Genomic DNA, 11,625 nt, shown 5'->3' with positions numbered 1-11,625 from the left:
GTGGAGCCCAGAACTTCTCGCCGACCAGCAGGTAGCGCCACTGCCCGGGCGGTATCGCCGGAAGCAGCGGGTGCCCGCTTTGCAATTTGCTACTGGTGCGGATTCCGCTCCAGATATTCAGCGAACTAGAGGCAGCTTAGGTTCGGGATGCGCATGTCTCCCGGAAAGTTTGAGCGGGTAGGGGCCAAACCCTTTAGGTACGACCCTGCAATTCTCCCACTGTATGACGGGTACGCGCCGGGTGCCGAAAACACTGAGGTTTGCGAGGAAGGCGGCAAGAACGTATTGGCGGCCATGGCAGTTCGTGGTGCCACCCATCAGCCAGCAGGCGGGGTGGAGCAGGTAACAGCTGTCGTCAGCCGTATACATCGCCGAAATTGGCGATAGATGCCGCATTCGTCCTGGCATCCTGGCGACTGTGTCCAGTGGTGAAAGGGCGTGGATTTAGTAGATTTCCAACGATGGCAATAAGGTTATCGAGCAGCTGGAATGACGCAGATCCGCGCCATGGGATTTCGTGTCACGGCTGAGGCTTACGGTGTGCGAATCGCCGCAGGAGAGCGCGTCATGATTGCGACCTCAGCGTGACCTCCGGCCTAGGCAGGTTTATCATGCCCCAGCTATAGGGGGCTACATGGACGTTAGGGCGATTCTATTGCTGGCAACAATGGTTGCTGGCTCAGCATCTGCGCAACAGGTGCATAAATGCATTGAGGGCGGAAAGACAACCTACCAGTCGGCGCCTTGCCCTAATGGCGCGCCGCGTAAGTCGTGGGACGCCACTCCGCAGCCTGAGACGTACGCCAATCAGGCCCGCTTGGAGCGCATCCGCCAACAAAATCGAATCCGGGCGCAAGGGCGCTCGTATCAGGCTCCGGCGCGAAGCGGTGGCAGCGGCGCAGTAGTCAGTCAGTATAGAGACCCGGGGCTTTGCCAAGCGGCGAAAGATCGACGGGACGCGGTGTATCGTGCGGCCGGGGTGAATCGATCCTTTGAAATCAGCCGCCAGATGGAGGATCAGGTCTACGCCGCCTGCAAGTGACGGGATGTAGGGGCTGTGCCCCTGCGAATACGCCTTCAACCCGCGGGGGTCATGCGGTCGCCGTCCAGGTCCTGGCACATGCATCAATGCTCGCTTTGTCCTTGGAACCTCGGTGTTGCACGCGCAAAACTATGATTCTGTATCTCATTGATTAATCAATGGATCGATGCGGTGTTGCACCACAATCGCGCGCGCGCCAATGCTGTGTAGTTGGACATTGCACAACGCTAGTGCATGAATTTGGTGCGGCGCCAATGCACGGCTTCTAATTTGAGGCAAAGCCAATGGAGCGGCTGTGCCCGGCGGCGTAGTTCAAACGAGCGTAATCAATGCTGTGGGGACTGGAATGCTCTTGTCCGGCAGGCTATCGATGATTGTGGCCGAGCCGCTCTCGCAGCAGTCGAGGTGGCCATTGGAGGTTGCGAACCTCTTCCTTTAGGTCGGCCCCGCCACGTGGTCGAGGTGGGGCTCGGACTCGGACTCGGAGGAAGGGATAGTCGCGGCATCGCTAGAGATTCAGCCAGCCTCGCGCTGGCCCGCTGACGCTGATTGTGCACAAGCTAATCGCGCGACGCCCCAAGTTGAAACATCCGTGCTCCGGGCCGGAAGGCAGCGACCTCACTCGGTGCACCTCGAGCTGGGCACGAAGCGCGTGAAGCCTAGAGGCGTCTCCCTCAGGCAAGCTTCCTCGCTAAACAGCGCGGAGTACCCGGGCAGGCATGCCTCATGTCGCGCCCAACAGCTGCCATGACCAAGCCATCACTTCGTCAGCCACTGGCCGTAAGCCTCAACATCAATCATCGGTACGGTCCCACTGAACTGAAGTTGGGCGATGAGTTTGAAGAGGAACGCCGTCGCGGGCTTGTTCTCATTCACAAAGAGATAGCGATCCTTGGAATGGTCAAAGAAGAAGTGACCATGCGCAGCAACGCAGCCAAGGTCCAAGCGCCCGTCGCCGGGATTGGCGGTCAGTGCCCTTTCCAGGGAGGGCCCAAGCGCTGGACTCCAGTCACTTTCAAAGGTCAGCAGCCCGCCAAGAATTGGCATCAAGGCCTTTGGCGGATAGACCCCACCCGCGTGCGGGATTGGCAGGCTAGTGCGCTGCAACTGTCGAACGCTTGCCACCTTCTGCTGGGCGTACGCCACCAGCTCTGCATTCGCTGTCTGCTTGGCTTCGAACACCGCATAGACGCTCTCGGCAGGAACAATGATTTCACCCTCGTAGGTGAAAATAAACGGTGAATACTGCCGATCGAAAATCACCACATCAATCTGCTGGCTGAAATTTCCTTGACTATCCACCACGTGTGCCTTCGCAGCTTGATAGCGCTTTGGTAGGTAGGTATCCAGCAAGCTGATCCACACGTTCTCACTGGCATCCCCCTTGGACCCTGGGTGATTGAACGTCTTCCGGACAGTGGCAAGGCGCAGCTGAACATCCTCATGCAATGAAGAAAGCAGCTGTGAAAGTGACCATTGGGACATCTTGGGACCTCCATACACTCAGCAGCAGGCGCTTGCCTGGTCAACAATGTGAAATAGCAGCGACTGGGGTGGGGCAGCCAGCTGTGCCACACGAAACAGTGTCAGCGGCGCCCCGGCGCGTGCTGGGAAGGCATCTCAGCCATGATCCTGAAACGCCGGCGTTGGCTGCATTGGGCGAGCAATCTCAAGCGCGCGTTTGCTCTCAATCGATCGGTCTGGATAAGCATCTAGTACGATCGAGGGGATCAACCGCTGTGTGATGTCAGAGTAGGTGAAGCCGACCTCTTGTCCATCCTTCGCTCCAGTGGCCTCTACCAGCCCTTCGATCTGCACGGAGGATAGACCCAGCGGTCGCAACTGGTGTTCCAGGACGTAGCGTCGCTGAGCTGAATCAGGACGGTTGAAGGTCAAAATGTCAGCGGCGCGACGGCGTACGGCCGGATCCAGCGCGTTGAGGCGATTGGTGCACATGATCACGGCGGCGGGCACCTTCGTCTGCGCCAGACGATCGATACCCCTGATGAAGGCATTGACCCCTGCTCGATCCTCATGGTGCATCTGCGCCGATTCCCGAGACTGGGTCAGCGCATCGGCCTCATCCACCAGCAAGATGACCCCTCCGGTGCTTTTTCCGCGACCTTGCAATTTGGTCGCTTCTGCCAGCGCGTAGTCGAACGCTGTGGTGAGTAGCTGGGTCATCTCGCCAACCTGTCCCTTGCCTCGGGTGGCCAGGCTGAGCGGGAACAAGGTGATATCAATCTTCTCCTGTCGCGCCACGGCATCACCGATAGTCTCTGCCAATTCGGTTTTGCCAGAGCCGACGTCACCGGAAAGAATGACCAAAGGAGGTCGGCGCAGTACGGAATCAAGCAGCGTTGCGGCACCTGGGTGATGGCGCTTGGCCCACAATTCCAGGCCAGCTGGGTGGACTAGCAGGCCGAGAATCTTCGACAAGCGAGCCTTCTGATCGTCCACGCCAATCAGCCGATCCAATCGGGTGCGGGCGTCGATGTCCGGATAGATGCGACGTTGATCAAACAACTCGTCAAGGGTTGGCTTTGAGTGCATTAGTAGCTCCTGACACTGAGGCGGTCGAGTGCCTTGCCACCCGCAGAGTAGCTGCGGTCAGACACCAGGCTTCCGCTGATACCAGGCTCGGCTGCCCCGGTACGCTGAAATGGAAGCGACTTTTCAAATGACTCCCGCTGAGGAGCCGACAGCGTGAACCAGGCAGAGGAATACGTCAGGTAGTTGTAGAAGCTCGCCCCGGATACATCTGCGCCTGGGCGGAGCTTGCCGGGATCGTCATCGATTCCGGACATGCCTGCAAGATCTTTTGCGGTGTAGCGCAGTGTGGGCTCGATCCAGTTATCACCCCGCTTGAAACCGTAGGTGACTGTGTCCAGATAGCCGGCCTTCAACAATTCAACCACTTCGGTCTCATAAGCGGCGATTCTGTCATCGCTGGGCGCCCCATAGAAGCGCTGCATACGCTTGAGGTCGGCGGCCAATTTCGCTGCCATGTGGCGGGCATGAGTGATCGTAAAGGTGCTGGTGCTTGATTGTGTGTAGCTGCCAGTCATAGGGCCCTCACGCTTGGAAGGAAGAGCCGAAGACCTTTTGCCAGTAGCGCACGGTCTCCTGCTTGGTCGGTGCAGCCAGTGCCGCATCAATCGCGTCGCCGGCATCCAATGCCGCCTCGACAATGGCATCGACCTGCGCGTGACCGTACAATTTGGCCACGTTGTTCTTCTCGTTCACCGGATCAATGATCTGCATAGGCTCGGAGAAGGCGGCGATAATGGCGGTAGGGTAGTAATCCTGGAATGCGATTTGTTCGCGAAGGCCGCTCTGCGCCACGTAGGTGAAGAAGTGCTGGAGCGCTTCGGGGTAGTTGGAGAAATCACGCCCCTCATCGCACAGCTTTGCCAGGATCATCTCGATCATGAAGGACTTGAAACGAAAGCCGGGAACTTCCGTCTTCATGCGCCTTGCCCAGAACTTGACCAAGCGCACCACCTGCACAAAATCCGAAGGCTGCAATTGTTTACGCCGCTTGGCAAACTCTAGGTGCCGGGGAATGCTGGTTCTCAAGAACGAGCCATCATCCTGACTGACTAGGTTGCCATACCAGTCAGGATCGCCGTCATAGAGGATCGGCACCACGTCCACATCCAGCCCAGAACCTTGGAACGAGACTGTTACGGAGTAAGTCTGGGGCTTGACTTGTTCGGGCTTGAAATTTGGATAAGCCTTTCGAAGCCGCTCTGCCAAGTACTCCAGCAGCCTCCCAATGTCCTTGGGGGCGTCTGCCCCACTGATGTAACAGGCCACGTCAATGTCGTTGAGCGACCGCAATGCGGTGCCTTTTGCCAGACTTCCCGAAAGGATCATCTTTCGAAGGGTGAAATCCGGGTGCTGCCCTAGGTAGGTCTCCAGACGCTCTCTCAGTCCACGCGCCTGCGCGCGTAGCTCATTGGCTTTATCGCGTGGCAGATTGACCCGATCGTCGGCAAAATTGACAAGCTCCCTATGGCCTACGTGCTGCGTTCCCATGCATCGATCTCCAAGCCGGGCGCGTGCCGACCGGCGGATAGGTGAGGTGGTACTGCGACTTCCCCGCTGCCAACTTGCCGGCTCGTTGTCGCAGGAACTGCGACTCTTCCCCGATCACGGGCCGGAAAGCTGATAGCTCCCGATCAACATTGGGATGGCTTTCACAGTTTCAAGGGCGTGGGTGGGTGCCGGGACGCGGCGCGCCTGGGACGGGCTCAATCCGCGTCGAGCAGCCGTGCGGCCGGGTTGTGCTGGGCGCCGCCCTGCTGGAAGTAGCCAGCCGCGCTGGCCACCGAGCGGTGATCGGTATTCGCCATCAGGGCGGGCAGCGCCAAGCCTTGGTGCGCCCCTTCGGTGATGAAGCCCGAGCGCAGGTTGTGTCCGCCGAAGTCCCCTCCAGGCCGGCGAGTGCGGCGCGGTGCTGGATGACCACGGCGGTGGTGTGGGGCGCCTATCGCCAAGTCAACCCGGGTGCCCGCACGCGGCAGGACAGCGCGTCATCGGTGATCCTAGCGGTGGGCAGTATCCGCAACTGACTGGCGCACAACGGCAGATGGTGCGCGAGGAGTACATGCGGGGCACCTAAGGTCTTCGGTTTGGGGTGGAAGTCCCGCTGGTCCAGTACGTCATTCAGGCCTATCGCGCGGCGCCGAACCCTCAGCGTCATCTTGCTCCTGACTATCTACTGATGGTAGACCAGCCAGAGTCTCTGCCCGATGGCGCCATCTGGCATTGACTGGTGCATCAGCATCACGGATTGAAGGCGCCTGGCCCTGGCGTGGATTCGATTGCTGTTGTTGGCAAATGCTACGAATAAATGGGTGCCGCCCATTTCCAGGTGCAAACAGGCGGCTTCTCTATCTCGGCAGCTGAGTTGTGCGTCAGAAGTTTAGGGTGGGGCGATCGATGCCTTTGCTTAGGGTTGCGTTATCCGAACGCCACGCGCAATTCGTGTGGATGGCTCGTATCCAAAAGCGCAATGGGACTGGGCGATCTATAACGCTCCGGAAGCGCGCTCAAGTTGCCCTCATGCTCCGAGAGGAGGATGCCGTCCGCGTAGCCCTGGGCGAGCACCGCTAGTCTCACTCGTAGTCCCAATCCCGAGTTGCTCACCCGCTGCGGGCTGGAATGGCTGAATTTGCCCAGGAGCTCATCTACGAAGTTCAAATAGTTGGGGTGAATCACTCGATAGCGCCCGCCTGGCCTGGTCGCGGCGTAGCTGCTCCATCCATCCGGAGCCGGTTGATCCCGAGCTCCGGCGACTCGCTCGCCTTGAGGGCTAAAGGCCTGATCTGATCGACCTCGTCGGGAACCTCTGGCTGCATTCTGGTCAATGTAACGGAGGATTGGGCCTGAGTCGTCCTCAGAGCCCGTATGGTTTGCACGTAGTGCTGTATCTGCGCCTGCTGGTGGTGATTGTTGATCTGGGTGTGTCGTGAGCCTGTACCTTTTAGCGTTGCAGACCCTCCTGGCCTGGCGTAGCGCCAGGCCAGGAGGAAGGTCCACAAGGCTGGAAATCCTGCTGGGATCAACGTGTACCCCTGGAGTTACGATCAGCCGACTTGTACGCCTTTGCTCCGCACACCAGTTGAGGTAGGCCTGTAGATACGCCGTGGCATTGGGGTGGGGGTGTCTCTGCAAGGCGGAAGCCGACTCATTCATAAGGTCAAAGCCGCACGCACAGGTGAGCAACTTCGTGGGCGTGCCAGCGACTGTCACCGGAAATCCATTGCATCGTGGGCAACTCTGGCGCAGGCGAACGCCATGCCAGGGACACGTGGAAATCCAGGGCAGCTGATGCAGTGTGGTGTGATACCCGAGTCTGATGCAAGGAAGGCAGTACCTCAACCTGAGATGGGAGGGCAGTCTCGGGTCGTCCGTCATGAACGGATACCACGCCGCCAAGTCCCACTCGGGCGGAGTCTCGATCCCAAGGGTTGTAGAGAGTGCCTCTTGTTGTACTTGCGAGGTCGTCAGGCTCAAGAGCAGGTTGATGTTTCTGTTTGGCTTGATTCCGAGGAGTTGTGAGTACTCCGTGACCCGCCTGGCCTGGTTCAGTCGCGATAGCCTCGCGACGCAGCCAAAAGCCGATTGGTATGGAACAAGTCGGAGGTTGCCGCCGACCAGCTGAGCGCCGCTCCTCATTTGCCTACGGCCCTATTTCTTGAGCTTTCGAAGCCGGCGTATGCGCTGCGCAGGAGAGCTTCATCAATGTGCTGGGTAGTAAGCCCTTCGAAATCGTTGCGCCCAGCAGCGATCTTGGTGAGTAGGTGGTAGACAAACTGGTTGAAGGAGGCCATGAGCCAATCCTTGGGAACGGGATAGTTGCCTTGATTGGCAAGGTTCTCAATTCGTTCGCGTATCGCTTCGGTCTCCTTCTCAAGGCGCCAGCCAACGCTGTAAGCATAGGGTGCGAATGCTTCGGTGTAGGTCTTTCCTCCCTCGTCCGGCCACCTCATAACTTGGTCAAGCTGGCGAAATGCCAAGGCGACATCACATGCGTCCTGCACGTCAGCGTCCTCCGTCGGGATGTCCCAGAGAAGCCCGGTAAAAGGATGGCTGTCGACAAAGAATCGGCCATACAGATGTGGCGGCGCCAGCTGACTAAGATCGTCTGCGCCTCCAATCACGCTGTTGCTCTGGTGGATGAAGAGAAAGAACGGTTGCACTGATGATCCGAGGAAGTGGTTCTGAAGCTTTGCAAGGTGGGCGTAGTCCTTGAGCGTGAGCTGCTCAGCCGTATCGATCGCAATCACGACCACGTCGGCCGATGCTCTAGCGGCTTCCTGCTCAATTGCCCGGATGATCCTGAGGAGGAGATCCTGTGGGCTGGCTACGGTTGTTGCCCTCATGCCCAGTCCAAGGATGACCTCGCGGAAGAAGTTGCCTTCGCTAGGGGTAGTCGGTTTTCCGACGACCATCCGGAGGAATCCAATAGGAAATGGTCGCCAAGAAGTGGTGGTTTCAAGTATTCGCGTGGCAGTTGACTTCCCACACCGGCCATCGCCAATGATCCTCAGGCTCGGCCGCCCATACTCCAGGCACGTGGCGAATCCAGATGCCATTCGCAGTAAGGGGAGAGTCTGGATATTGGGGCGATGTCGCGCGTGCATTGGGTGGTTCTCAAGGCTCGCCGGGGCCTTCATCAGCGGAGCCTCGTGTTGAACGTGGCCCTGCGGATTCCCATCAGTGGAGAGCCTTGCCCCTGACTGTTGGTCGTGGAAGGTGGCTTGGGCACATCGCCAGCTGCCATGAGCGAGGCGCTGTCCCTGACGCCAGCGGCCGCCGATCGGACGGCTGCGTGATAGGCCTCAATGTTGTCGGCTAAACAGTAGTTACCGGGCTCCCGTGACGCGTCGCTCTTCGCCCAGCGTGCCGCGCGCTTCCTGATCGACAGCGTGTGGGCCACGCTCGCATATGGGGCGAGAGCGTGAAGTGTGAGTACACGCTTACCGCCTCTCCAGAGGGTCAGCTTGCGAATGTCTCGCCAGTCTTCGTAGGTTGCGTCAAATGACTGCCCAATCAGGTGCCACTGTCCAGACAGTGTTGGTGACCTGTACCTAGCGTGGTCGAGATAGACGAGGGGAGGTACACCACTCCTTCTGGAGCCTCTGATGGTCACCTTCATCCGCCTAACGGTCATGTTTCTCACGTCATCTTCGGTGCCAGGTGCATGCCACACCCACTCCCCAGATGCCAGATGCTCATCAATGATTCGCTTGGGCGACCTGGGTTCGCGAGTGGACCGGCTCGTCACATTGTGCGAGGTAACATAGGTGTCAATGAGGTCTTTCAAGACCTCCAGGAGAATGGGGTGGTCTTTCCCGTCAAGCTTTGTAGTGACTTGACGCTCATTCACTTGCGTTGCGGGAGCAAAGCCGCCGGCGATGTGGCGCAGCAGGCCATTCTCAATCTTCTTGAATAGAGCCTCGATGTAGGGGCGACCTTCGCCCATCCCGGATCGTCCAAAGTGCAGGATTCCCTTGTGATGATCAATGAGATTTCGGACTGTCATCTTGGCGTGATGGGATGAGTCGTTGTCCATTGCGATCATTGCGCTTCTCATCACTACCTCATCCACTAGGTAGATCGACGGCATCCATGCACTAGTCGAGTAGCTCAAGTTCGACGTGCTCAGATCCCTTGGTTGCCAGGGGCTCATGATCTTCGCGAACAGGCTGACTACATCGTGTTGCTCGTACTTCCGGCCAAGCACCATTTCCCAACCAAGGATGGCGCCACTCCCGACATCAACAACTGCCAGTAGCCAGATCCGACTAATCTTCTCTAGCCGGAATGAGCCGTCCGCCATCGGCATGGCCAGCCATGCGTCGATGTCGACGGAATGCTCGTCGTACTCAACTCGATCAAATGGCCGAATGCTGAGTAGGTTCTCGATTCGGGTGGAAGTAGGCTCATCCGCAGCCAAGAGCATCTCATTTTCGCTCTTTGTGCCTCGGATGCGCTTTATGAGGGAGGTCAGTGCTCGTCTTCCCTTGTCACGGATGTTGAGCGGATACATGGCCTGAAAGCCCTTCCCAGTCAGCACCTTCACGAACTGGGAATGCAGCCTGTCGAACGCGGGGCTCCTTTTGGACTGTGTTGGCAAGGCGCCCTTGAATCTTGCGACTGCATCGCCGAGTTCGGGGATCGCTTGCAGGACAGCATCTATGGCGAACGGATGTGAACTATCGGGGACGACCGAGTTGTTGCGATCTGACACGCTGAATCGCGCATAGGGAATGCAGGCTCGGTATCCGACTCGATGACCGCTCTCGTCGAAGAGCAGTGCGGTCCGGATCATTCGAGAGAGGGTATTTCGCGGCACGCCCCATCGAAGGGCTGCGTCGACCAAGGTTGCCCCATCAAGGACGCTGGTGAGTGCTGACAGGCGGGCTTGAAATTCCGACTGTTGATCAGCTGGAAGTACGATCCCATTTGGCCTTGGAGTTGCCCGGATCGACTCGAGGTCGACGGCATTGAACTTGGAACTCATGGGTCGGCCCTCCAGATCCTTGATCGCCCCGTCATTCGAGGAAATGCATCGGTCGCCAGAAATCCGACGTGAAGCAACTCAGCCACGACCCCCTGAATGTGAGTTCGAGGGTGGTGCCTGAGCTCATGGATGAGTTCATCTGCACTGATGCTGCCGCTTCGCTCGATGGTCGCGGCGATTTCCTGTCGCAACGCCAGGCTGCTCCCCAGATCCTTGGCTGACTGGCAGAACCCGAGCAGTTGGTAGCAGAGCTCATTCCTGCCGCCGGGCGCCTTGAGTTCGTCCTCCGTGATTAGCCACAAAGAGATGCCTGCATCCTTGGCTGCTGAACGAAGCCGGTCCAGCTCGCGAGGACGACGCTTGCCATCCACGCCGGGTACTGTCTGCGAATTCGGAATGACGTTTGCATAGATCTCCTGGCCTCCGCGCCTCTGAAACCAGAAATGGAGTTCCATGCTGTCAAGTCCTACCGGGATGGACCGAGGCCTCTCGGTCACGGCCGCCACTGATGGATCAAACTCCAATTGCAGTCGAAGCGCGAGTTGCAGGGGGCCGTGTACGGTAACCGTCCGGTTCTCTTTCGGGCTAAAGAAGGTGAAGATGTCCCCCCTCTTGATCTGGCCAGCGGTTAGTTCACGGGGGGCCAGCGGTCGATCCTTCCCATTGTGGAGCGGGTCGGAGGCGCGTGCAGACGCTACGCCTTGGAACGGGCTCACGGGATTGGTCGCGTGGTTGCTCATGCTGCCTCCTTGTGGATGACTGCAGTTCGCATGGTCGAGGAGTGGCGCTGCGCAATCGCGATTGAGGGATGACTCAATGCATGGTCAGCTGAGTGTTGGATCTTCATCGATCGACTTCCCGGTTGGCCTCGGAGAATGAGGCTCGGTACTGGCGGCAATGGCCAGCAGGGTCATTGGGGATTTCGGGCATGGGGTGCCGTGCCGATTGCCATACGATGGCAGTCGGAGCGCGCAGATGCCCGCTCAAGCAGCTTTGCCGCTTGACACGAAGTCGGAATTGCGGGAGCCTACATACGTTATCGTAGAGCTTCACCCCCTCTCGCTCCGGCGAGAGGCTATCGCCCCCGTTGCTGCGGGGGCGATTTCATTTCCGGGGTCGGAGATTTGATGAACTGGGGGGCTAAATGCCTCCTTTGAAGCTGGAGTTTTGGCGTCAAGCCGTTCAGGGGCGCACTGTGCGCCTAGGTGAGTTTCAGCAGATCAGAAGTGGTGCGGGCCTTTTGGCTTCGGCCTCAGCTCGCGTGCTCAGGAATTACAGCGAGTTCAGCCACTCAGCGACATCTCGCGTTTTGGCGAACAACCCCCGCCGACCTGGCAGCGGAAAGGTGCGAACCGGCAAAAGTTCACGCTGGACGGCTCGGCCGAAGGTGCGGCCGTTTGGAAAGCCAAGGTTCCGCTGGAGGTCGCTGCCGCCCATGAGCTCCCCATGCCGCTCTAGCAGCTCGCGACTGAGTTCGGTGGAGACTGCTGCTTCTGGATTCTGGATAGGCATGACGCAACTCCTAGCTACCGTTGGACCCCATCAT

The 11,625-nt window shown here is 58.6% G+C and carries 9 protein-coding genes and 1 pseudogene; 1 reads left to right on the top strand and 9 read right to left on the bottom strand.

All coding sequences use genetic code 11. The features are described 5' to 3' along the window. Positions 1 to 634 precede the first annotated feature (634 nt). On the top strand, positions 635 to 1,042 hold the full coding sequence (locus tag C0R07_RS20330; RefSeq protein WP_083298785.1) for a DUF4124 domain-containing protein: 408 nt from the start codon (positions 635 to 637) through the stop codon (positions 1,040 to 1,042). Between the two features lie 759 nt (positions 1,043 to 1,801). On the opposite strand, the gene C0R07_RS18995 is transcribed toward C0R07_RS20330, so the two are convergent. The 9 genes and pseudogenes from C0R07_RS18995 to C0R07_RS18950 form a co-directional block, all read right to left on the bottom strand. Next, on the bottom strand, positions 1,802 to 2,527 hold the full coding sequence (locus C0R07_RS18995; RefSeq protein WP_026070607.1) for a DUF6602 domain-containing protein: 726 nt from the start codon (positions 2,525 to 2,527) through the stop codon (positions 1,802 to 1,804). A 135-nt stretch (positions 2,528 to 2,662) separates the two neighbouring features. Continuing rightward, on the bottom strand, positions 2,663 to 3,595 hold the full coding sequence (locus C0R07_RS18990) for an AAA family ATPase (protein WP_017355006.1): 933 nt from the start codon (positions 3,593 to 3,595) through the stop codon (positions 2,663 to 2,665). Beyond that, positions 3,595 to 4,110 (bottom strand): hypothetical protein, encoded by a 516-nt coding sequence (locus C0R07_RS18985; protein WP_026070608.1) that lies wholly within the window; start codon positions 4,108 to 4,110, stop codon positions 3,595 to 3,597. The genes C0R07_RS18990 and C0R07_RS18985 overlap by 1 nt, the downstream gene beginning before the upstream one ends. Positions 4,111 to 4,117: 7 nt before the next feature. Continuing rightward, positions 4,118 to 5,083: a CBASS oligonucleotide cyclase gene (locus C0R07_RS18980; RefSeq protein ID WP_026070609.1), complete on the bottom strand. Its 966-nt coding sequence runs from the start codon at positions 5,081 to 5,083 to the stop codon at positions 4,118 to 4,120. A 215-nt stretch (positions 5,084 to 5,298) separates the two neighbouring features. Continuing rightward, positions 5,299 to 5,507: pseudogene (locus C0R07_RS18975) on the bottom strand (integrase); the annotation flags it as partial. Between the two features lie 1,717 nt (positions 5,508 to 7,224). Beyond that, positions 7,225 to 8,148: an ATP-binding protein gene (locus C0R07_RS18965; RefSeq protein ID WP_329761816.1), complete on the bottom strand. Its 924-nt coding sequence runs from the start codon at positions 8,146 to 8,148 to the stop codon at positions 7,225 to 7,227. An 80-nt stretch (positions 8,149 to 8,228) separates the two neighbouring features. After that, positions 8,229 to 10,079 carry a hypothetical protein gene (locus C0R07_RS18960; protein WP_049399271.1) on the bottom strand — a complete coding sequence of 617 codons (1,851 nt, stop codon included), beginning with the start codon at positions 10,077 to 10,079 and terminating at the stop codon, positions 8,229 to 8,231. Continuing rightward, positions 10,076 to 10,819 (bottom strand): hypothetical protein, encoded by a 744-nt coding sequence (locus C0R07_RS18955; protein WP_017354507.1) that lies wholly within the window; start codon positions 10,817 to 10,819, stop codon positions 10,076 to 10,078. The genes C0R07_RS18960 and C0R07_RS18955 overlap by 4 nt, the downstream gene beginning before the upstream one ends. 532 nt (positions 10,820 to 11,351) lie before the next feature. Next, the gene (locus C0R07_RS18950; RefSeq protein WP_049399270.1) at positions 11,352 to 11,591 is read right to left on the bottom strand and encodes a hypothetical protein; all 240 of its coding nucleotides are present in this window, start codon (positions 11,589 to 11,591) and stop codon (positions 11,352 to 11,354) included. Between the last annotated feature and the right edge of the window lie 34 nt (positions 11,592 to 11,625).

This window comes from Stenotrophomonas bentonitica, assembly GCF_002887735.1.
Lineage (GTDB): Bacteria > Pseudomonadota > Gammaproteobacteria > Xanthomonadales > Xanthomonadaceae > Stenotrophomonas > Stenotrophomonas bentonitica_A.
The sequence above is the reverse complement of the archived record's forward strand: the minus strand, read 5'-3'. Positions and strand labels throughout refer to the sequence as shown.